Origin of the sequence: Sphingobacterium sp. BIGb0116 (assembly GCF_024808035.1) — a bacterium.
Lineage (GTDB): Bacteria > Bacteroidota > Bacteroidia > Sphingobacteriales > Sphingobacteriaceae > Sphingobacterium > Sphingobacterium paramultivorum.
The window spans coordinates 1105296-1129983 of record NZ_JANUDT010000001.1 but is presented as its reverse complement, the minus strand read 5'-3'; the positions used below and the strand labels follow the sequence as shown (position 1 = coordinate 1129983).

Genomic DNA, 24688 nt, shown 5'->3' with positions numbered 1-24688 from the left:
GTCTTATTTATCAATTTATTATGTTAAAAAAAATAATTAAACGGCCGGTACTAGCGACCGTAATATCAATATTATTGGTTATTCTGGGCGTGGTGGCAATGACATCATTACCCATTACCAAATTTCCTGAAATTGCGCCGCCCACCGTAACGGTGACAGCAAATTACCCAGGTGCTAGCGCTGAAGTTATCGCTAAATCAGTAGCCCCTCCCTTAGAAAATGCAATTAACGGAGTGGAGAATATGGATTACCTTTCATCGACCGCTAGTAATGACGGTAGTTTGATGATCAATGTGGTATTCAAGTTAGGAACCGATCCGGATCAGGCTTCTGTCAATGTGCAGAATAGAGTCTCTCAGGCGACTAGTATGCTGCCTTCCGAAGTGAACCAGATCGGTGTGACCACTATGAAGCGCCAGAATAGCATCGTCGCTATGTTGACCTTATATGCAGACGGAGGTAACGCAAATGAGCTGTTTTTGGAGAACTATGCCAAAATAAATATTGTTCCTGAGTTAAAACGCATCACTGGAGTTGGAGATGCACAGGTATTTGGAAATAAGGATTATTCGATGCGTGTATGGATGGATCCGCAACGTATGTCTACGTATAATATTACGCCAGAGGAGATTGCGGCAGCCATACAATCTCAAAATAAAGATGCTGCTCCAGGCAAATTTGGTGAAAGTTCTAAGGAATCTATTGAATACACGATTCGCTATCAGGGCAAATATACCGAGCCTGAACAATATGAGAATATCATTTTGAGAGCAAACAACAACGGATCTTCTTTACTATTAAAGGATGTTGCTCGTGTTGAATTTGGCTCCTACACGAATACCGTTACAACCAGCTTTGACAATAAGCCGGCGATTATGGTAGCAGTTTTTCAGACAGCGGGATCCAATGCAAATGCAGTCGAAATCGCGATGAATAATCGTTTGAAAGAATTATCCGCATCCTTTCCTCCAGGAGTGAAATACAAGATCCCGTATAGCTCTAAAGAATCTTTGGATCAATCTATCAAACAAGTTTTGAGCACCTTGTTGGAAGCCTTTATTTTGGTGTTTATCGTCGTGTTTATCTTTTTACAGGATTTTCGCTCGACGCTTATTCCTGCCATTGCGGTTCCGGTTTCTATTGTGGGGACATTTTTCTTTATGCAGGTATTTGGCTTCTCGATCAACCTGCTGACATTGTTTGCACTGGTGCTAGCCATTGGTATTGTGGTAGATGATGCAATAGTCGTGGTGGAAGCCGTCCATGCTAAAATGGAGAAAAAGAAGCTAAACCCGCGCTCTGCAACAATGTCCGCCATGAGTGAGATTACCGGAGCTATTATATCGATTACTTTGGTGATGTCTGCCGTATTTATACCCGTGGCGTTTATGGATGGTCCCACCGGAGTATTCTATCAACAATTTGCATTGACTTTAGCAATGGCAATCTTGATCTCTGCAGTAAATGCTCTCACGTTGAGCCCGGCTCTTTGTGCAATTTTACTTAAACAACATGACCATCACGAGCAAGAAAAAGTATCCTTTAAGCAACGCTTTTTTACAGCGTTTAATGCAGGCTTTGACAAATTGACCAATCGTTATGCCAAGTCCATTATATTTTTGGTCAAGAAAAAGTCTGTGGCTTTTGCAGGACTAGCATTATTCATCGGATTGTTTGTATATGCATTCCGATCCACGCCGACAGGCTTTATACCAGATGAAGATCAAAGCTTTTTAATGGTATTGGCTAATGACCCTCCCGGAGCATCGTTGGATCGGACGGGAAAGCATCTTAAACAGGCTGAAAATATGTTAAAAGATCATCCTGCCATTGAAAGTATCATCAATATATCAGGGCTCAATATGATGAGTTTCAGTACATCATCCTCAGCGGGAGCGATCATGCTTCGTTTGAAACCATTGAAAGAGCGCGGAGACGTAAAAGATATCAATCAGCTCATTGGTCAGTTTCAGGGAATATTGTCCCAACAGGATGAGACCACATTTTTGGTGGCAGGGATGCCGACCGTACCAGGGTTCGGGAATACTTCTGGACTTGAAGTCGTGTTACAGGATCGGAACTCGGGTACTCTGCAAGCCTTCAATGATGTTTCCAATGCATTTGTTGGAAATCTGATGCAAAGGCCGGAGATAGCTTTCGCCTTTACGACATTTAATGCTTCTTTCCCTCAATATGAAATGAAAGTAAATGAGGGATTGGTCAAACAGCTTAGTCTCAATGTGAGCGATGTATTGACCGCTATGCAGGCCTATTACGGAAGTATGCAAGCGTCTGATTTCAATCGTTTTGGTAAATATTATCGTGTGGTGCTGCAGGCAGAACCGGGCTTCCGCGCTGATCCCAAGTCGATTGAAACAATCAGCATTAAAAATAAATTAGGACAGATGGTACCGCTCAAAAGTGTTGTAGAGCTAAAACCTGTTTCCGGACCAGAGAATGTCGAACACTTTAATCTCTTTAATGCGATTAATCTAACCATTATGGCGGCACCGGGTTTCAGTACAGGACAAGCAATGGCGGCCATCGAAGAAGTAGGTAAATCTTCACTTCCGCAGGGGTTTACTGTAGATTGGAAAGGAATGGCTCGTGAAGAGCGTGGGGCTTCTGGCCAAACAGCTGCGATCTTTGGATTGTGTATTATTTTCGTTTATTTTCTCTTATCAGCACAATATGAGAGTTACATTTTGCCTTTTGCAGTGTTGCTGGCGATTCCCGTGGGATTGCTGGGTGTATTCTGGGGAATCTCCTTGGGTGGGCTTTCCAATAATATCTATGTACAAGTGGCTTTGGTCATGTTAATCGGCTTGCTGGCTAAAAATGCGATTTTGATTGTTGAGTTTGCATTGCAGCGGCGGAAAGTAGGAAAACCATTGGCAGCGGCAGCTATTGAAGGTGCGAAAGCACGTTTGCGTCCTATTTTGATGACTTCATTGGCCTTTATTGCAGGTTTGTTGCCGCTGCTGGTTGCGGTTGGTCCTTCAGCTATAGGTAACCATTCTATTGGTTATGCAGCTGTATTTGGGATGTTGGCCGGGACTGTCCTCGGAGTTTTCTTTACGCCAATTCTATTTGTGGTATTCCAATACCTGCAGGAACGCCTCAGTGGAAAACCGATAGACCCAGAAGATTGGGAATATGAGCAACATGAATTGGAAGGGCAGCATTAGAAGAAATACTACAGAAGCATAAGAATTAAAAAATGAGATCAAAAAATAATATATGTTTGGGTATTATATGTAGTTTGTTACTGCTTTTAGGCTGTAAAACAAATAAAGAGATTCCAACCTTGCAGAAAGAGCAACTGCCCCAACAATTTTTAACAAAAAATGAATCGGTTGAAGTCGATACAGCTGCGGATCTTGCCGCGCTTTCCTACCGTGATTTTTTTAAAGATGAAAAGTTGATTGCACTAATAGACAGTGGACTGCTGCATAATAATAATTTGCTTGTAGCCGTAAAGCAAATCGAATCGGCACAAGAGACGATGAAAAAGATGAAATGGGGCTATCTTCCTGTCGTAGATCTGTCCGTTGGAGCGGCCTCCATCAATAGACCATCCAACAATAGCATGAATGGTATGATGGCAAGTCAGTTTATGGGCAAATCCTATATGGAAGACTATTCATCTACACTCACCTTATCTTGGGAAGCGGATATATGGGGTAAGATTAAAAACCAGAATGCCGGCGCTCTCGCGAGCTACCTCGCCCAGAAGGAAGCGACCATTGCGGTACGTACTGGATTGATCGCTGGAATAGCACAGGGCTATTACAATTTGCTTTTATTTGATCAGCAAAAGTTAATTTCTCAACAGAATCTGGCTATTGTAGACAGTACGCTCCAGATTACCCAAGTTCAGCAACGTCTTGGTCTGAGTACCTCCCTCGCTGTTCAGCAGATGGAAAATAGCCGTGATAATCTCTTGAAGTCCATACGCGTCATTGAAGAGAACATTGCGATACAAGAAAATGCATTGCAAGCTCTTGTTGGACAATTTCCTAAAGACGGTATTTCAAGAGGAGATCTTTTGAGTTTAGTGGAGCGGGACGTTTTTGCGACAGGTGTTCCTGCCGATATGTTGAGCCGTAGACCAGATATCAAACAGGCTGAATATACATTTTTACAGACAGTTTCTGATATCAAAGTGACCCGAGCGAATATGTACCCCGCCTTACGTATTACAGCGCAGGGCGGTCTCAACTCATTTACCGCAAGCAATTGGTTTACTGTTCCTGGGTCCTTATTTGGTATGCTGTCTGGTTCATTGACGCAACCGCTATTGCAGGGTCGTCAATTAAAAACTGCCCATAACCAAGCGATCATAAGATCTGAACAGGCAGAGTTGCAATTTAAAGAAACGGTTTTGCAGGCTGTAGGTGAGGTGTCAAATACGTTGGAGCAAATCGCATCACTTCAAGATCAACAACGATATAATGATCAGCTTGTAGCGCGCAATCAACAACTCGTTAAACAGGCCAAAGTATTGTTTAAGAATGATATGGCTACCTACCTTGAGGTATTAACTGCACAACAGAGTAAATTACAAGCCGAACTTGATCAGATGCAAGTGAAAAGTAAAAGACTGTATACCGAAGTAGTTCTTTACAAAGCTTTAGGTGGCGGTGCTAATTAGGGGTGTAAATTGAAAGTAACAGGTAGTAAAGATGGAAGACAATGGTTTTATAAGGCAAGCAATTGAAGATTTGAAGCCACTGTTGATTGACAGTGGATTTCAAAACCTTAAATTGGATGCTATTTTAACATCGTTAAATATTTCGAAAACAAAATTCTTTCGGTATTTTGGAAGTATGGGAGGTATCATGGAGCTGACTGTTTATCATGAACTCAGCGCATGTTACCGTTCATTAGCATTGAAGATCCGACAGGAAAGGAATAAAGAGCATGTGTTATATAAGATTATAGCACACAGAAAGAAATTTATTGACAATAATCCTATTCTGCATATTTATTATGCCACAAAAAAGGGTTTTACCAGACGCTTTGAACCCTTAAAAAAAGCTGTCGTTCAAAATGAAAATGATCTTTTGCATGGGATGCTAGCACAGTGTTTTTATTCCGAAGCTGACATCGCATTTTTCAAACAAAACATCACAAATGAGATCTGATATGGTAAATAAGATAGCAAAACTCACTTTTAAAGACTATTTAAATGAGAAGATCCTAGGTAATTGCTATTATTCGGGACTTCTAGTCTCTAAGTCGACGAAAGCTGAGGTCGTAAATTATTTACGTCAGACGCCAGTACGTTTTGACCATTTGGGGATGTGTTTAGTGAAAAATGGTCGTGTAAAAGTATCCCTCAACTTTGTCGAATATACCCTTGAAGCAAATACACTTTTCTTTTTGTCACCTATGGTGGTTATGCAAGTAATCGATTGTTCGGATGACATTGAGATGCACACACTTTTTACAGAATTTGATCTCTTTCAAAAGGTAGGTTTACCCGTTTACAAAGCATATTCTATGGAAAAGATTGGTCGGGAAAACGATACAATTTTACGGCTTGATACCAGGGATTCAAGCCGTATTTTTGAATATTTTATGAATTTGGAACGACAGAATACAATGGATTCGGAAGCTATGTTCCGTTCGGAAATTATTAAAATGACACTGATGCTTCTGTTTTATGAAATCAGTTCAAAAATTAACGGTAATCTGGCTCGCTCTAGTGCCGGATTTGAGCGTAAAAATCGAATGGTAATGGATTTTTTGAATTTAGCTTCATTGCATTTTAAAACAAATCGCTCTGTACAATATTACGCAGATAGGTTATTTATCTCTAGAAAGCATCTAACTCGTATCGTCAAAGATGTTACAGGACTCGGCCCCAAAGCCATATTAGAAGAAATTGCTATTTCTGAAGCAGTTATTTTGATGAATGTATCAAGTATGTCCGTGAAAGATGTAATGCAGGAACTAAATTTTTCAGATTATGGTACTTTCAGTAAATTCTTTAAGTTACATCTAGGGCAGTCGCCTATGACCTATCGCAATCAAAGTCTTTAACAATCAAGATCAAAAGATGCGGGGAGTAATATTTTTGCGTGTCGGTGATCTGGACTTAAAATTCAAGCCGATGCCAACATTTCAAACTACTTCCATTCCCTAAGTAAACAGGATATTCGAAAAGGCAAAATAGGAGTAGATCAAGCTTATCCTGCCTAAAAAATAACACCTTCGGGACTACTGACTACTTAAGTGAAAATAAATGTAAGTAGATTCCGGTTCTTCCAAAATTTTCTTAACATTTGTATATATTTAAGAAATACCAGCTATAATATGAATTCTAAATCAAAATTGATATTTTTTTTTTATTTTTATTAACTCTAATCTTAATAGTAGCGGCATTTTACGTCACTTTTTCCAATGTAGTCGTTCCATGCTGGAATACATTAATTATCCCTGGGCATATAGTTAAGATCTCCGTCATGACAATACTATCGATTTGGTCAATATGGTTGGGAATAGTTTTCTTGTCAAACATAACCAAATCTCGAATCCGATAGTATATAAATTTATTGTTGATTAGTTGGCCACTGGATAAAACTGGAGATTTCGGGCATTGAGACCATGCGATTCCGAGGCGAATAGACCACTTTAAATAAAAATATAAAAGTAAGTAAAATTCAAATGGTCAAAATTGTCCGGATTAACTAGTCAGCGGTTTTCGAATCTGGATGGTCAACGGTCCTGAAATCTTCAGCTTGGCTAGAGGAAGGCGAATATTCGCTTTTCAGAAGTAGAAATATTGAATCGTATGTTGATAGAAAAAAATTACTAGATTTGAATGTAAATTTTATCTACTTAAACTGAAAAGCAAGAAGTCGCGCATTAATCAATGAACTCCGATCAACAGATTTGGCAAATGTTTCAAGTTGGGCATGAACCATCGTTCAAAATACTTTTTGAACGATACAACCAACTGTTGTTCAATTATGGGTTTAAGTTTACACAAGATGAGGTGATTATCGAGGATAGTATTCAAGAGTTATTTGTTAAATTATGGTGCAACAGAGAGAACTTAAGTACAGATGTTGCGGTCAAAAACTACCTATATAAGGCTTTCCGTCGTACGTTGGTAAAGAAAATCGAGCAATCACTTCGGCGGACAGAAGTGACCAATTCTTCCGTTGATTATTTGCCATTTACCATTGAGCTTCCACATGATCTTACTATAATCCGTCAGGAACGTGCTATGAAGATTCGGGATAGACTCGATCAAGCACTGCAACAGATGACCGCTCGTCAGCGCGAAATTATTCATCTACGTTTTTTTGAAGAATTGCCCTATACAGATATAGCCGAAATAATGGGGCTTTCGACCAAAGACACCTATAAACTATATTACCGCGCGCTGGACAGTTTGAAAAAACACTTTAGCGGGTTTAGTCTTTTGGTACTGCTCTATTTGCTCAACCAGCTACGATATCAATAAATCTTACATCTTACTGTAAGTTTTTCCACAATATATAAAATAACCAGTATTAAATTATCCTGAATGGCGTTTGCACCTTTTGGGTTGATTTGACTGGCATTGCTATTTTAAAAAAAAATAAAATTTATTGGGGTAAAATTTTTGTGAAGGGTGTAACCTATATAAAACAGTATGAATTCTAGGTTAGCAAAATATAAAGATTATACGGCGACGGACTTTTTTTCGGATGAAGACTTTGCGCAGGCTATGTTTCAGAATGAAGCTGCACAACAGGATTTTTGGCAGGAACTGGGCAATCATTACCCAAATTTGACTGCCGAAATGGAGGTTGCAAGAACGTGGATACTGTTAATTAAAGCACAGAAACCTGTTCAAAGCAGCTTAAATAGTCATCAGCGTTGGACGAACATTCAAAACCAGATTCCAGTTTATGAAAGGAAACAGGGGCAAAAATCGATTATTAGAACAATGCTTCGATGGGCAGCTTCAGCTGCGGCACTGCTGCTTTTTGGAATATTGAGTTATGAAATTAGCCAATTTGGTACAAAAGCGTCTAATACCGCATTTGGTGAACAACGTGAATTAGCATTGCCAGATTCTTCTATTATTAAATTAAATAGTAATTCCCGTATTTCCTATGTACGCAGTTGGAAGACCGATAAACCGCGGGAAGTCTGGTTTGAAGGGGAAGGTATGTTTGAGGTAAAACATACTGCAATTAAAAATCGCCTGCGCGAAAACGATCTCTTTGTGGTGCATGTGGGTAAACTTTCATTGACGGTGTTGGGGACAAAGTTCAATGTGAAGGATCGCCGTGGACGCATCGAAGTGGCCTTGTTTGAAGGGAGCGTACGCGTTCAGGGGCAAAATGGAGAGGATCGTGTACTGGCACCAGGGGAGATGTTCATCTACGACGAAAATTTAAAAACTAATGAGATTGTTTATAATGATGCCAACAAAGTGCTATCCTGGACTCGCGGCGAATTGAGCATTGAACACAGCAACTTAGCCAATATAGTAAGCGTGTTGGAAGATAACTATGGCTACCAAGTCGTAGTTGAAGATCCAGCATTGCTCAATAAGCGGTTTACTGGTGTCATACCCGTAAAAAAGATTGATGACATTCTCTTTGTTATCAAACATACGATGAATGTAAACATTGAAGTGAAAAACAAACAGATTGTAATAAAACCTAACTAAAAACAACTAGTAATCAATCAAAATTTATGAAAACTAAACTTCTTGTGCCTATTGTCTGCCTGATGAGTACCACAGGTAGCTTTGCACAAAAAAGAGCTAGTCTCGGGCAGGCTCTTAGCGAGGTAACTCGCATTTACGGAACCAAATTTTCTTATGAAGAGGGACTAATCCGGGATTCTTTTGTCAACAGTGATCTGATCCCGAAAAATAAGAGAATTCCGGTGGAGACTGTATTGAAAGAACTTCTCTATCCAAACAATTATCTCTTTCTCTACGTTCAAAATAATTATTTTACCATTATTCGTGACAATAGAGATAAGGTAAGTAAAGATGGTAATGACCTGTATTGGAAAACTATCTCTGGATTTGTGAAAGATAGTAAAGGTACACCCTTGGTTGGGGCTACGGTCATATCTGATGGACATGCCGTGCGTTCGGGGGTGACATCAAGTAGCGATGGAAGTTATACACTACGTCTTACAGAACCTGCTGATGCCATTATTTTTTCTTACATGGGTATGGAGCCTCAACGCCGTGTAATTGGTGCTAGCAATCAAATTAATGTGACGATGGAACAGGTCGTCAATGTGTTGGATGATGTTGAAGTGGTGTCTATGGGGTACACTAAAATCCCCAAAGAGACAGCTACCGGTTCATTTGGAAACGTGACGGCCAAACAATTACAGGAAACACCAGCAATCAATATTCTTGAACGAATACAGGGCCTCGTACCGGGGATGTATGTAGATCCACGGACAAATAACATACAGATACGCGGTATAAATAGTTTTGGTACCGGGGGAACTCCAAAAGAACCATTGATCGTAGTCGATGGATTCCCGATGGCAGAAACAGTTGATGCCCAATTTTCGCTTACGAATAAGGGCAATACACAGAGCTCTGGTGGTGCGGTATTAAGCCGAATAAATCCGAACGATATCGAAAGCATAACTGTATTGAAGGATGCTGCGGCATCATCAATCTGGGGAGCCAAAGCTGCAAATGGGGTAATCGTTATTGAAACTAAAAAAGGAAGAGTTACCCCAACATCAATCAATTTTGGTACTTCCTTAAGTATCGCTTCTCCGGCTGATCTTAATAAAATGGACAGGATGTCTTCGTCGCAATATATTGACCTTGAAAAACAATTGGTCGAGGAAGGCTTTATAGCAGACAATATCGAAAAAAATAGCTGGGACGCATTTAATAGTAACAAACCTCACTCTGAATCACTCGAATGGATTTTTCGTTCAATACGGGGGACAGCAACTGAGCAGGAACGCGATGCAGCACTCTCAAGACTTGCATCTACTGATAATCGTAATCAAATCAAAGACTATCTATTGCAGAAAGCGACTTCCCAACAGTATAATCTTTCGATCTCGGGAGGAGCCAATAAGAGCACCTACTTTGTCTCCACCAATTATACAAAAGATGTCCCCGTGTTTCGCGCAAATAAAGCAGAAAGCTTCAATACAACGGCTAATCTTACCAATATGCTTTTCAACGACCGCGTTAAGTTAGCTACCGGTATTACGTATAATTATGGGAATTCCATTGGTAATTCGGCCGTAATCAACGCTCTATCATCAAATATTAGTTCAGGCGGCCTTCTCCCTTATGATCTGTTGAAAGATGAGAACGGAAATAACATACGACGCTATATTCAATTTAGACCTGAGGTCTCGCAGGATTTTGAGAACAAAGGTTATATGGATTGGGCTTATAATCCAATAGAAGAGCTTACTGCTGCAAATTATAATAATCAAAATCATGGGTTGCGGATGCATATGGATATCAATACCAAACTGACCAGTTGGGCAGATCTCTCGGTAATGGGGCAATGGCAGCGGCAGCTGAACAACACGGAAAATGTTGACGGGGTAAATAGTTATAGCCAGAGAAATCAGATCAATATCGGTACTACGTTCAATGCTAATGGAAATTATGTATATGGCTATCCGATGGGAGGTCGATTGGGCATTCAAAATTATAATGGCTCCCAGTACGTTTTCCGTTCGCAGCTGAATATCAACAAAGCTTTTGGCAGGTCTATGGAGCATAATTTGAATTTTCTCGCCGGTGCCGAATGGAAACAGAATAATTACCGGTCATCCGGAGATAACTATTTAGGATTCAACGCTGATACCTATTCATTTGCCGTTATAAATCCAAGAGGAAGTTACTCGACGATTTATGGTTGGGATAATTATTTCAGTTCCAATGCTGCTATTGCAAAGAATAGAAACCGAGCGTTATCTTACTATTCCAATGGCGCTTTTTCGGCCTTTAACGGTAAATATGTACTTTCTGGAAGCATTCGATTTGATGATTTTACGCTAGTTGGTGCTTCTAAGAGTGAGCGCGGTAAGCCACTTTGGTCTGTAGGTGGAAAATGGGATGTTAAAAAAGAAAACTTCTTAAAGGCATCGACATGGGTAGATGCTTTGGGGATTCGTATGACCTACGGAGTCAACGGTATTTTGCCAACAGGTGCAAATAGGGTAGTTGTTATCAATACAAGTAATGATAACATTACAAATGAAGTAACGGCAGAAATTGTATCTCCTGCTAATAGTCAGATTAGCTGGGAAAAAGTCCATACACTAAATATTGGCGTAGATTACGGCATCTGGCAAAACAGACTACAGTTTAACGTAGATTATTATACGAAGAAATCTTCTGATATTATTTATGATTTTCCGTTCAACCCAACCTATGGCTGGACGCGTCTGAAATTTAATAGCTCGACAATGTCCGGGCAAGGTGTTGATTTAGGCTTAAGGGCTGTTTGGTTGCAATCTAAGGTGAAATGGAATACATTATTCAATTTTGGTTATAATACCAATAAAGTCACAGATTCGCGTTTCAGCAATCCGACTCGGGTGCTTGACTATATCAATGGAACTATTCCGATTGTCGGAAATTCAATAGATTATGTCTATGCCTACCGATGGGCAGGATTAGATAATCAAGGACGTTCGCAGGTATACAAACAAAATGGAGAAATTGTCAATGCTGATGCACCTGCTACAGCTATTTCACCCGAAGACCTTGTGAAAGTGGGGCGTACCACACCGCCCTATTTTGGTGGACTATTCAATACATTCTCCTATCGTAATTTCACCTTGGGAGTTCGTATAACCTACGAATTGGGACATGTATTTAGACGACTTTCCGTACAAAACTATCCAGATTATGCTCCCTATTCTGGAGTCATCGGTCTTCAGTCTGATTTAGCAAAGAGATGGCGTCAACCTGGAGATGAGGCTTTCACAAACGTACCAGGGTTGAGTAAGCAAGGATACCAATACAATAGTTTGTCCCGTTATGCCAATTCGGATGCGTTGGTAATCAGTGGTAGTAATGTTCGCTTGCAACAGATTGATCTAGGTTATAGTTTTCCATTCAAAACCTTGGAACATACACCGTTTAAATCTGTAAACGTAAATGCGAGTGTTCGCAATCTGGGCTTACTTTGGCGAAAAAATAAAGATGGAATTGATCCAAGTTATCGGACATTGAATAGTTATTCAAATCTTCCGCCCTCACCAACGTATTTTATGAGTCTAAACCTATCTTTTTAAACCTGAAATCATGAAAATCAAAAATATTATCCTCTATAGCCTACTATCCTCGAGCGTATTATTGGCAGCTTCATGTCGGAAATTTGTAGAAGTAGATCAGTATGATAAACGTACCCTGAAGACAACCGACGATTTTCGTTATCTTCTCAACAATAAGGGTAACTTTGAAAGTTCGTATATACTGCCACTTATCACAAGTGATAATATCGCTGCGGAAGTCCCAACTACAGCTTCATTGGCCTGGGGCGAGAATTACCAAAGAGCTTATATCTGGAATGACTATTTCTATGTAGACAATCAGCAAGATGTAGCCTGGAATAATCTGTATAAACAGATTTACATTGCCAATGAAATTCTTGACGGGGTGATGGAAAGCCAAAATGGCACAACGTCACAAAAGCTTGCTGTAGCTGCTGAAGCTCGTGTTCATCGCGCGTTTGCCTATTTTTCTTTAGCCAATCAGTATGCCCAAGTATATGACCCCACAAAGGCCGAAAGCCAACCCGGATTACCATTATTGCTGAAAGCAGATCTTTTTGAAAACCTAAGTCGTGTGTCGCTAGCTCGGATTTATGAACAGATGATCACAGATTTAAGTTTGGCTACGGAAAATCTACCTAATTATCCGACTTTTAATTACCATCCTTCCAAAATCGCCGCTTATGCCTTGTTATCAAGAGTATACTTGACAATGCGTAATTTTGAAGAAGCAGGTAGATATGCCGACTTGGCCTTAGCTTTAGATCCTACAGTGTATAATCTGGAGGACTACGTTTCAGGCTCCTATCCTCGGTTGATTGATGATAAGGAAGTACTCTTGTCAAAGTTAAGCTCAGGATTTATACGCGGTCCGATAAATCCTGAACTTATCGCACTGTACAAAGCTGATGATCTTCGGCTGAAATTATTCATTGGTACCGATGTCAATACCTACAAAGGATCGGTATACATCAAACCTTTATTTAATAACCCTTATTATTACAACTCTTATGTAGGTTTGAATAGCCCTGAAATAATTCTAAATCGGGCAGAGGTATACGCTCGTCAAAATAATGTAGCCAAAGTAGTCGAATTGCTAAATCTATTGCGCAAGAAGCGTTTTGCAGCCAGTAAATACATCGCACTTTCACCGACAGATATCAGTGGTGACTTACTACAGTCGGTCGTCGACGAGCGTCGTCGCGAATTTGTTGGAACGGATCTACGTTGGTACGACATGCGCCGCCTTACGTTGGATGGTAATTATTTTAAACCTGTTAGCCGTACGTTAAATGGACAGACTTATACCTTGACGGCTTCAAGCCCACGTTTGATATACCCCATTAACCAGGAAGTGTTGACTCTTAATCCTGAAATTGGCCAAAACCCCAGATAATTTATATAAGATGAAAAAACAGATGATCTTTTTAGTACTGTTGTTTGTCCAGGCTGTGTTATATGCGCAGCCTCGATTTGACAGCAGCGTTTTCAAACCGGCAAAACCCCAAACGACAGCGCCTGTTCAGGTGGTCTACAGCGCCAAAGACAAGGATCTTGAATTTAGTGATGCAATACATGCGACATTCTTTTTGTTTGAAGATTTTGACTGGAAGCAGATAAGCCTTTCCATGCAGAAAAATGCGACAGGGCTATGGACAGTAGCGGTACCGGTTAAACCGACGACGGCTTTTATAGCAGTAAAATTCTACCAGGGAGAAGCTGATCACCCGGATGCAATTGACAACAATCAGGATCGTGGCTATGCTATTGCTCTAGTCGATGGAAAAGGAAATTCCGTAGAGGGGGCATATTTGGGAGAAGCTGCTTTTCAGGTACCTACAATAGCTGGTGGTGGAATCTTTTCATATTATAGTAGTCAGCCCCCTGCGTTGCCAGCTGCCTATCTGAAAGGATTAGCTGAAAAAGAATTTGCTTTGTCGGGAAATCGTTACCTGCGGTATTTTCAGCCTTTTATGAACTTACAAAAATTGGCTTTGGAGGGCGCGTTTCCGGCATACGCCAAGAAGTTGATAAACGATGAACTTAAACAAAAGGATATCTCTGATCAAAACCTTAACCAACTCTATAGTTTTGCGAGCGTGCGGCTTCAGGATAGAGCCTTGACCCAATTGATCGAGCAGCGTGTAAACACCGACTTTCCAACTGGTGCGACGGCCCGGTTTATCGCTTACAGCAATACCATGGGAAGCAGTCCAAACAAAGCGGAGGTAATTGCTTCGTATGAGAATTTTTTACAACGTTTTCCTGTTCAGCAATGGCGTCAGCATCCCAACGGTCAGGGGTTTATCTATTATGCAGTATACCGTGGACTGGGATCGGCTTACTTCGACTCCAAACAACTTGACAAGTTTGCGAAACTGTATGACGATATCGATTTCCGTACAGGAAACGAATTGATGCGCTGGAATATCATGCGTGCATATATGTTTAAAATGGTTGGTAAAGATAGCCTTTATCAAGTATCAGAAGCAATTCTGCCCAAATTGATCGCGCGTAAAGGAGACAACTCCTATCAGGAAGATTTTGATCGGCAGACACAGGCAGATTCCAATGTCGTTAAAAATTTGGATGACCGTCTTTTTACCCATATTTCTTTATTAAATGATCTCAAAAAGTATCAAGAAGCCAGAAAATATTTCTTGCTGCTTTCCGAAGATGGTAAATACAATAATGCCGAACTCAATGAAATTAATCTTCAGGTGCTGGACGGTTTAGGCGATGACAAACAAATCTTACCCTTACTCGAGATGAGTGCAAGATACAATGCAATGACACCACGTATGTTTGATAAGCTCAAAGCAATTTATTTAAAAGGACATGATGGTGATGAGGCTGCTTATCAAACTTACTTGGCGGGATTAAAATCCAAGGAGGAAAAAGCTGCAATACAGGCCTATGTGGATCACAATTGGGTCAATCATCCTATGCCAGATTTTCGATTGGAAACTGCCGAAGGACTGTTTATTACACCAGAAGATTGGAAAGATAAAATTGTTGTTGTGGATTTTTGGGCTACCTGGTGCCGCCCATGTATTATGGCTTTTCCTGGGATGCAGCTCTTGGTCGACAAGTATGCGCAGGATAAACATGTTGCCATCTATATGTTAGGTACCATGCAGACCGGAAATTATAAAGATAAATCAGTGAACTATGTTCGTGGAGAAGGTTTTCGATTCAATTTGTTGCATGATTCCGTCAATCCAAAGACGAATGAGCAGGATTTGGTGTTCAAACAATTGGTACCTCTATTCGGCGATTCATCTATTCCGCGAAAAATCATTGTGAAAAATGGTCGGGTGCGTTATTGCTCGGGAGGTTACTCAGGAAGCCCCAGCAAATTGATGGACGAACTTTCCCTGGCTATCGAAATACTTAAAAACGAAAAATAGACTATTAAAATATTAGATAATATGAATAGGAAAGCAACGACCTTACTCGTCGGCATGTTTGGTCTGGGATTGTCCTTACAGGCTCAAATGAATCCAAAGTATAAATTTGAGGAAGCACTGAAGCTTATTCAGCAGAATTATGTCGATCAGGTCAACGAAGAACATCTGGTGGATGCGGCTATCAAAGCGATGATATCGGATTTAGATCCACATTCCCGCTATACAAGTCGTGAAGAGGCTGAACAGATGCGTGTCGCCATGAGTGGAAGCTTTGCTGGGATAGGCATTCAGTTTCTAAAAACAAAAGAGCAGACTTTTGTCACCAAAGTCAATCCTGATGGACCTGCCATGCGTGCAGGAATACGTGTCGGTGATCAGATCCAAGGGATAGACGGAGAAAGCATTCTTGAGCAAAAATGGGGCAATAAGGAGATTATGGAAAAATTGCGCGGTGAAAAAGACGTGCCAGTACTCCTTACAATTGCGTCTCCGGGAAGCAAGGAAAGCAAGAATATTAGTATTGTTCGCGAAAATATATTGGAGAGATCGGTTCGAGAAAGTTATATGGTAGATCAGGAGATCGGTTACATTGCGCTTTCAGTTTTTAATAGAACTACACGTCAGGAGATTGATGCTGCTCTAAAAAATCTGAAAGAACAAGGAATGAAAAAGCTGATCCTTGATTTGCAGAGCAATGGTGGAGGCTATGTCGAATCTGCAATTGGTGTTGCCGATGAGTTTTTGCCTAAGGAGAAAATTGTCTTTTACTCAGTGCCCAACGAAGGAGGAAAAGACTATTACTTTACGGGCGGATTTGGCCAGTTCTACGAAGGACATCTTGCGGTCCTTATTGACGAAGCTACTGCTTCATCCAGTGAAATTGTCACTGGCGCGCTTCAAGATTGGGATCGTGCTGTGATCATCGGCCGCCGTAGTTTCGGAAAAGGACTGATGCAAAAACCGGTAGCCCTATCGGATGGCTCAGAAATGCAGCTTACAGGTGCGCGTTACTATACCCCATCAGGACGTTCTATTCAAAAGCCCTACAATAAAGGGAAGGATGATTATTTCCAGGATTTTAACCGTCGAATGGAATCAAAAGAATTATTGGAAGAAGGACATATTTCATTTCCGGACTCTTTAAAATACACGACACTTGGAAATAAAAGGATTGTTTTTGGTGGTGGTGGAATTATGCCAGATCGTTTTGTTCCCATAGATACCAATGAATATAGTACGTGGATGACACAACTGATGAACAGTGGGCTTGTTGCCAAAGGTGGATTTGAGTTTGTCCAACAAAATCGTGAGGCTCTGCTCAAAGCGTATCCAGACTTCGAAGCATTCAACATAAGGTTTAAAGTTCCAAAAGAAGTACACCAGCAACTGATCACTGCCGCAAACAAAATTGCTGTAGCAATTCCACCTCCACAACAGCTTGACGCGCATGCTACTATTGATGTTGAATTTAAAGCACAAGTAGGTTCATTATTATATACTGGCGGTGATTACATGGCCCGGGTCCGGAACGAATCCAACCAAAGTTTTAAAGAAGCATTGTCTGTACTACGGGATGAAAAACTTTACAAACAATTATTACAGACAGGAACGGTCGGACAGCCTGCTAAAAACAGTCTGACGAAATTAGTGAAATAGATTTTTGAACGAGAAAAACTAAATAATTATGAAAAATATGAAATGGGCGCTAGCATTAGCTTGCGTATTGCCAGTATTAGGATATGCACAACAAAATTATACACTGCAAGGAGCAGTGGGCAAGTTAGACAAACCTGCGAAAGCATATCTGCGTCTTAATTATGACGGAAAAGAACGCATTGATTCCGTAGATATGAAAAACGGAAAATTTGAATTTAAGGGAAGCATCCCTTCCCCGATGGAAGCGCATTTACGTATTATTCACGATAATGCTCCTTTTGACCCTGCTAAACCACCGAAACAAGACATTCTTCCTTTTTTTATTGAATCAGCGACGATCAAATTTGTAGCGGCAGATTCAATTAAACATGCAAAAATCTCTGGATCCCCTTTAAATACAGAAAATGAACGGGTAAATACGATGTTGAAACCGATATACGATCAATATGAGGTTTTAAATAACGAATATAAAGCTAAGTCGCTCGCAGATCAGCAAGATCCTAAATATATCAAGACATTGGAGGATCGCGCGAATGCGATACAGCAACAGACCATCGATGCAAAATTGGACTATGTGGCTAAAAATCCTAAAAGCTATATGGCTTTAATGGCTTTTAATTCTACTTTGCCCCCTGAGTTTGATGCGCTCAAAGCCGAAAAGATATTTGCTACGCTAGATCCTAGTCTGCAGAATTCGATCCTAGGAAAGGACTTGGCCAAACGAATAGCCTTGGTCAAAAAAACAAGCGAGGGGGTAGAAGCCCAGGATTTTACACAGCCCGATGTTAATGGTAAGCCTGTGAAATTATCCGATTACCGTGGCAAGTACGTGCTGATTGATTTTTGGGCATCCTGGTGTGCACCATGTCGACGTGAAAACCCAAATTTGGTTAAATCCTATGCTAAATACCAAAAACAAGGATTTGAAATTCTAGGAGTATCCATGGATAAGGCCGCCGATAAGGCGAAATGGTTGAAAGCAATTGAGGATGATGGCCTCTCTTGGAAGCAGGTCGGGGATCTCAAAGGTTGGGAAAATGAAGCTGGAGTCATGTATGATGTCAAGGCTATTCCCATGAATTTCTTGGTAGACCCTAATGGTAAAATCATTGCGAAATATTTACGTGGTGAAGAATTGGATAAAAAATTGGCGGAAATTTTTTCCAAATAGTTTTCCAATATGCGTGAATCCTTACCTGGGTTGGCTTATATTCGGTTAGAAAGAGAAGGCTGTCATTGAGTACAGCCTTTCTTTTTGATTTTAATGCAGTCTATATGTGTCGAATCTTTGTGTCTTGCAATATGTTGTAGAACTATATAATCTTCAGTTATTTAAATAAAGTCTATTAAAATAGTAGTCTTTGTAAAAATATTTTTATATTAGCATCGTTCGTTTCAATTGGCGTTGGCAACGATAGAATCTAAACCATTAATAAAACGTATGAAAAATTTACATCAAACCCGATTTTCTTCTCTTCGTGCAATATTTGATTTTGTTAATCACTATTGTATTCCCCACCGAATGTGTACCTAAACTGACAAAGGGAAGTAAATAACCTCCCCTTGATTTAATAAGCAAATAACAAGTTCAATTGGCGTTGGCACTTGCAGTATTCACTATCAAACACCCAAAACTATGAAATATCGTAGAGTATTTTCGTACTCGCTTTCTATTTTTTTTATCTGGGCCTCTATCGCAGCAGTGTGGGCTCAAGAAACAAAACCGATTATCAATGCTTCTCTTTCGGGAACGGTAATTGATGCCGCGACAAAAGAGCCCATAGAAGGTGCCACCGTTCAGCTGGAAGCAGTAACTCATAGCGTGAAAACAGACCGAAAAGGGAAATTCTCCTTTGTAACAGGACAAAAATTGCCGTTTAAGATAATCGTTACTTCGGTTGGTTATACAACTCAAAACCTTGTCATTGAAACGTCTCCGGCAATAATTGAACTAAATAGAGCCATTGAAAGTTTGGATGAAGTCGTTGTTGTTGGGTATACAACTATAGCGAAAAAAAATCTTATTGGTGCCGTGGATCGGGTATCTCAACAAGCTGTAAAAGACATCCCCACAGGCAGTTTTGATGCACAGCTCCAAGGGAAGGTGGCTGGCATGCAGGTTGCGGCCAGTTCAGGAATACCAGGAGATGCATTGCACGTCCGTCTGCGGGGCGCAACCTCTATCAATGCAGACAATAATCCTTTGTACGTCATCGATGGTGTATTTCTAAATTCAGAGAGCCTCCAAACAATCAATACAGGAGGCAAGGCCACATCTCCCATTGCAGATCTGAGCCCTTCGGACATCGAATATGTTGAAGTACTGAAAGACGCTGAAGCAACTGCTCTGTATGGATCACGGGGTGCTAACGGGGTTATTTTAATTACAACCAAACGAGGAAAAAACGCACAATCGGCAAAGATTGACATCAACCTTTACGCAGGAAGCGCAAAAGCCGCTAAACTGTGGGAATTAACCTCAGGCCCCGAACACGCCGAACTCGTAAATGAGTATTTTAGAAATATTGGTCAAGCTGAACCATTTAGGCCTGTTGCAGACGGCGGGAGAGGATTACCTTCTGAACAACAGACGTACGATAGGCTTTCGGAAGCTTTTCGGACCGCTGTTGTATATAATGCAGATCTATCTGTCTATGGAGGAAGCGACAATACAGCTTACTATTTGAGCGCCGGGTATAACAAACAAGAATCCATCTTAAAACCAATATCTTTTGATCGAGCTAACTTTCGTTTTAACATAGACCAGAAGATAAACAATAAACTTAAAATAGGATCGAGTAATGGTATTTCTAGGACGGGACGTAACCAAGGTCGTGCAGGGGATGGGCCTCAAGGAGGTATTTTACAGGCAGCTTTGCATACGCCGACCTATCTATCGCCCTACAATGACCAAGGTGTTCTGGTCGGTAGAGCCGGATTTGACAATCTAACGCTTTTATTAGAGAATTATGATGTGGGATCAACAAGTTTGCGCTACATCGGAAATGTTTATGGTGAGTATCAGATCACACCAGCATTGAAGTTTCGTTCGACATTTAGTGTGGATTATAACAATTACAATGAACACGAGTACTGGAATAAATTGCTAATCGCTGGAAGTGGTGTAAATGGATTGGCCACTTCTGCAATTTCACAAGCAACAACCTGGATCAATGAACAAACATTGACATACCGGAAAAAATTAGGCTCCCGCCATACCATTGGCGCATTGTTGGGAAATACGTTACAGGGTAGTTATTTTTCGCTCACCTCAGCAGAAGGTCGGGGCTTTGCAACAAATGACTTTAAACTAATCAATACCGCTGCTACAACAACAGGTAACCAAGACTGGGACCAATACAAGCTGGCATCCTTTTTCGGAAGGGTAGATTATGCCTTTGATGACAAATATTTATTGGATCTTTCCTTACGCGCAGATGGGTCTTCAAAGTTTAATAAAGGATATCAATGGGGTTATTTTCCGGCAATCGGTGCTGCTTGGCGCTTAAGTAAAGAAAGCTTTTTACAAGATGTTGCTTTCTTGGATGACCTTAAGCTAAAAACCAGTTATGGTCTCACAGGAAATCAAAATGGCATCAATTCCTTTGCTTCAAGGCAATTGTGGTCAGGTGTAGGGTCGTCGTACCGAGGAGTTGCTGGAGTTTTTCCTGAACAATTGGCCAACCAGCAGCTTAGCTGGGAGACTACATCTCAATTTAATATCGGTTTGGATGCGGCTTTACTGAACAATAGATTAACTGCAGCAATAAACTACTATTACAAATATACAAAAGACGGATTATTGACGGAAGTGTTACCTGGAACCACAGGTTTTGGCAATTTTACGAATAATGCTGTAGAGATCAGTAATAAAGGTTTTGAGTTGAGCATTAGCTCGTTAAATCTTAGAAGTGATGTCTTTTCTTGGAGCACCTCCTTTAATATTGCCCGAAATATAAACAAGATCGAGAAATTAGCGACACCTCAAAATTATGGTAGTAGAGACCTTATTCAATTCAAGGAAGGATATCCAATGTATTCTTTTTGGTTATACAATCAATTGTATGTCGATCCGCAAACAGGAAATGCCGTGTACGAAGATGTGGACGGAGACGGACGTATAACAACTGGAGACAGGCAGATTTTGGGTAGCATCTGGCCAGATTATTTCGGGGGATTAAGTAATGATTTTTCCTATAAAAATTTTGATCTGAGTACATTCTTTACATTCTCAATAGGCAACAAAATATATAATCACAATAGATTCTTCGGAGAAGCCGGCGGTGCTAGAGATGCTGCGCGGGTCATTTTTAAATCTAATCTCGACCGGTGGCAAGAGCCTGGGGATATCACCGATGTTCCGCGTTCTGATGGGGTCAATAATAATAATTACAAAGATGGTGGTGGTAGATGGCTCGAAGACGGCTCTTATCTGAGATTCAGAACATTAAGTTTAGGGTACAATTTCACCTCGAAGAGCTTAGGAAAATCGCCATTTTCAAAGTTGAGAATCTATGTGCAGGCAACCAATTTATTCACGATTACGAAATACACGGGGCTTGACCCCGAATCGGCAGCAAACAGCGCAGCAAATCAACAAGGAATTGATTTGGGAACCCCGCCTCAGCCCAGAAGTTTCCAGCTAGGTGTTAATTTAACTTTATAAGCGTCATGAGAACAAAATTTATTTACATATTTTACCTCCTCTTATTTACAAACTGTTCTTCGTTCTTAGAGGTTGACCCCAAGTCGTCTATATCGGGAGATGGCATCATCAAAGACGAAACATCCGCCAATGCAGCTATTAGTGGGGTGTATGATGCATTGAGAAGTTACTACAGTGTAAATTATCAATCTATTGCTTATTTATCGGGTGATAATGTTCAATGGACAGGGTCACAGTCACAAATACAGGAGTTTATCAACCATAAAGTCAATCCAGAGAATGGAACAATAGCATCCACCTGGAATGGGATTTACACAACGATAAATCGTGCGAATAACGTCATTCGCGCAATTGCGAATTATGAAGGCGATGGAATACCGACAGCCGTCAAGGATAAGGTGTTGGGACAAGCATATGCCATCCGGGGATTGGCCTATTTTGATTTGGTGCGTGTCTGGGGTGGAGTTCCATTAATTAAGGAACCGACAGCGAAAGTAGGCGATAATATCGGTATCGCACGTAGTACAGTTGAACAGACGTATCAGCAAATTCTTGATGACCTCAACTTGGCCGAAGGCCTTTTAACAAGCACAACAGATCGATTTGCTTTTACAAAAAAAACCGTATGGGCTTTAAAGGCCCGATACTATCTATATCAGAAGAATTGGGAGAAAGCGAGAGATTACGCAAAATTATTGATCGATGACCAATCCAATTATGAATTAATAGCTCCTTATTATGCCTTTTTTAAAAATGACGTTACCGGAACCAGAGAATCGGTATTCGAACTATTTTACAGTATCAACGAACCAAATCCGCACCGGGCTCAATGGCAACCGCAAACGAATGGAGGTACAAGACAATGGGCTCCTAGTGACCCGCTGATTGCCTTATTGACAAATACGAGTACAGCGGGCGCGCGGAGTGTATTAATAGCTAAGGATAACCAAAATCGTTGGTACGGTGATTTATATTACAGAAGTTCAGGTGCCGATCCGACTTATGTCATCCGAATTGCTGAACTCTATCTTATTCGAGCTGAAGCCTATGCTGAATTAAACGAATATAATCTGGCCTTGGCGGATCTCAATAAAGTTAGAAAACGAGCTTTGCTTCCAGATAATTTATTCACAACCAGTAAAAGTAATCTCTTGCTATGGATTGAGAACGAACGCCGTCTTGAATTCGCTTTTGAGGCACATCGATGGTTTGATTTGGTTCGGACAGGTAGAGCACAGCAGGTATTGGGAATAGGCGAATCATTCCGGTTGTTGTTGCCCATCCCATATAGTCAGATTCTCGCCGATCCGGCACTGAAACAAAATCCAGGTTATTCATCCTAAATATTGACATCAGATGGCATTATTTTTTCAAAAACACAAGCTGGAGAAGTATCTTCTTCGTGTGAGCATACTCTTTATCTTGTTGCTCAGTCTGCCCTTGCAGCCAGAATTCTATAAAACGTTGTTTACGATCAGCTGGCAATATTTTATTGTGGACGTATTCAAGTTAGTGACATTTTTGCCGCACTATTTCGGCGAACAGAATAGTATACAAGATTGGTTATTGATCTTGATTATCGCATTAGCAGGAGCTGCTATTTGGTTGAAAAGGGACAATACCGACAGTGATGTTAGGGAGCAGTTATACTATTATTATCTAAGAATATTTGTGCGCTTTAAGCTAGCTGCCATATTATTTGTAGCCGGCTTTCTCAAGCTGTTTCCCATATTTGTTCCCGAGCTATCCTTGAGTCATTTAAACACAGCATATGGTTATTTTGCAGATTGGAAGCACCTGTTGTTAAGTTTATCGGCGGCTCCGGCATATCTGGTTTTTTTGGGTATTGTTGAACTTGTTGCCGCGCTACTTTTGCTCTTTCGGAAAACAGCTTTTTTGTCGGTTATTTTTGTCATTCCATTCTATGGAAATGCATTTTTGGCCGATTTGGCCTATCAAGGGCCCACCTATTTTGTTTCTACTTATATCATCCTATTGACTTTGCCCATTTTTCTATATGATGTGCAACGCTTAGGATCATTGATTGTATCTCTTAAAGAAACATTACCCGCCAGTTGGAAATTGGATTGGAAAACAGTACGCTGGTCAAAATGGCGGATAGTGCTCAAAGTAGGTTTCGTGTTCGTGTTTGTTGTATTGGTGGCAGTCAGGTCTTATTCCATCTACCAGCACCCGGAACAATCGCTGCATTATCCAAACGAGGCTGGTTTACCAGCTATCGAAGGAAAATATCTAGTAGACACTTTTATTGTTAATGGCGATACATTGGCGTTTTCGCCAACTGACAGCGTAAGGTGGAAGGACGTCGTTTTTGAGCGATGGAATACAATCAGTGTACGAAAAGTAAATACAGTTTTTAAGGATATAGCCCCCGCCGCCTTTCTCGAGCGGGAAGATCAGCAAAGAGATTATGAATTCACCCAGACTGGAGACCGTCTCTATTATCGGTATACGATTAGTGGCGACACGATCGCGCTTAGAAATCCAAATAAAAATTATCCGAATGATAATTACCGCTTTAAAGTAGAGCGACCCGACAGCCTCCATGTGAATTTGGTCGGTGTTAATGCACGAGGAAACACTGTGAAGGCCAGTCTCAGTAAGGTAGATAAAAAATACCTGCTCTACGAAGTAAAGAAGATCGGACGGCGAGGACTTGGATACAAATTATAAACCTTTAAACTATTTGAAG

At 40.7% G+C, this 24688-nt stretch carries 14 protein-coding genes; all 14 read left to right on the top strand.

Features of this window, described 5'->3' with window-relative positions; translation table 11 throughout:
• Positions 1-20: 20 nt before the first annotated feature.
• The 14 genes from M2419_RS04715 to M2419_RS04650 all read left to right on the top strand — a co-directional run bounded on the left by M2419_RS04715 (position 21) and on the right by M2419_RS04650 (position 24669).
• A complete protein-coding gene (locus M2419_RS04715; RefSeq protein ID WP_182330984.1) occupies positions 21-3188 on the top strand; it encodes an efflux RND transporter permease subunit in 3168 nt (1055 codons plus the stop codon).
• A 32-nt stretch (positions 3189-3220) separates the two neighbouring features.
• Positions 3221-4654: an efflux transporter outer membrane subunit gene (locus M2419_RS04710; RefSeq protein WP_182330985.1), complete on the top strand. Its 1434-nt coding sequence runs from the start codon at positions 3221-3223 to the stop codon at positions 4652-4654.
• Positions 4655-4685: 31 nt separating this feature from the next.
• The gene (locus tag M2419_RS04705; protein WP_259254369.1) at positions 4686-5147 is read left to right on the top strand and encodes a TetR/AcrR family transcriptional regulator; all 462 of its coding nucleotides are present in this window, start codon (positions 4686-4688) and stop codon (positions 5145-5147) included.
• Between the two features lies 1 nt (position 5148).
• Positions 5149-6048 carry a helix-turn-helix domain-containing protein gene (locus tag M2419_RS04700; RefSeq protein ID WP_182330987.1) on the top strand — a complete coding sequence of 300 codons (900 nt, stop codon included), beginning with the start codon at positions 5149-5151 and terminating at the stop codon, positions 6046-6048.
• Positions 6049-6880: 832 nt separating this feature from the next.
• Entirely contained in the window at positions 6881-7477 is a 597-nt protein-coding gene (locus M2419_RS04695) for an RNA polymerase sigma factor (RefSeq protein WP_182330988.1), read from the top strand.
• 171 nt (positions 7478-7648) lie between these two features.
• Positions 7649-8677, top strand: a complete 1029-nt coding sequence (locus tag M2419_RS04690; RefSeq protein ID WP_182330989.1) for a FecR family protein — start codon at positions 7649-7651, stop codon at positions 8675-8677.
• A gap of 26 nt (positions 8678-8703) precedes the next feature.
• Positions 8704-12264, top strand: a complete 3561-nt coding sequence (locus M2419_RS04685) for a SusC/RagA family TonB-linked outer membrane protein (protein ID WP_259254368.1) — start codon at positions 8704-8706, stop codon at positions 12262-12264.
• 10 nt (positions 12265-12274) lie between these two features.
• Positions 12275-13639 carry a RagB/SusD family nutrient uptake outer membrane protein gene (locus tag M2419_RS04680; protein WP_182330991.1) on the top strand — a complete coding sequence of 455 codons (1365 nt, stop codon included), beginning with the start codon at positions 12275-12277 and terminating at the stop codon, positions 13637-13639.
• A gap of 10 nt (positions 13640-13649) precedes the next feature.
• Positions 13650-15653, top strand: coding sequence for a TlpA disulfide reductase family protein (locus tag M2419_RS04675; RefSeq protein WP_182330992.1), 2004 nt, complete (start codon positions 13650-13652; stop codon positions 15651-15653).
• 21 nt (positions 15654-15674) lie between these two features.
• A complete protein-coding gene (locus M2419_RS04670; RefSeq protein WP_182330993.1) occupies positions 15675-17309 on the top strand; it encodes a S41 family peptidase in 1635 nt (544 codons plus the stop codon).
• Between the two features lie 28 nt (positions 17310-17337).
• Positions 17338-18480 carry a TlpA disulfide reductase family protein gene (locus M2419_RS04665; protein WP_182330994.1) on the top strand — a complete coding sequence of 381 codons (1143 nt, stop codon included), beginning with the start codon at positions 17338-17340 and terminating at the stop codon, positions 18478-18480.
• A 465-nt stretch (positions 18481-18945) separates the two neighbouring features.
• Complete coding sequence (locus M2419_RS04660) at positions 18946-21975, top strand: TonB-dependent receptor (RefSeq protein ID WP_259254366.1); 3030 nt, start codon at positions 18946-18948, stop codon at positions 21973-21975.
• Positions 21976-21980: 5 nt separating this feature from the next.
• On the top strand, positions 21981-23318 hold the full coding sequence (locus M2419_RS04655) for a RagB/SusD family nutrient uptake outer membrane protein (protein ID WP_259254365.1): 1338 nt from the start codon (positions 21981-21983) through the stop codon (positions 23316-23318).
• A gap of 13 nt (positions 23319-23331) precedes the next feature.
• Positions 23332-24669, top strand: a complete 1338-nt coding sequence (locus M2419_RS04650) for a hypothetical protein (protein ID WP_259254363.1) — start codon at positions 23332-23334, stop codon at positions 24667-24669.
• Positions 24670-24688 lie beyond the last annotated feature (19 nt).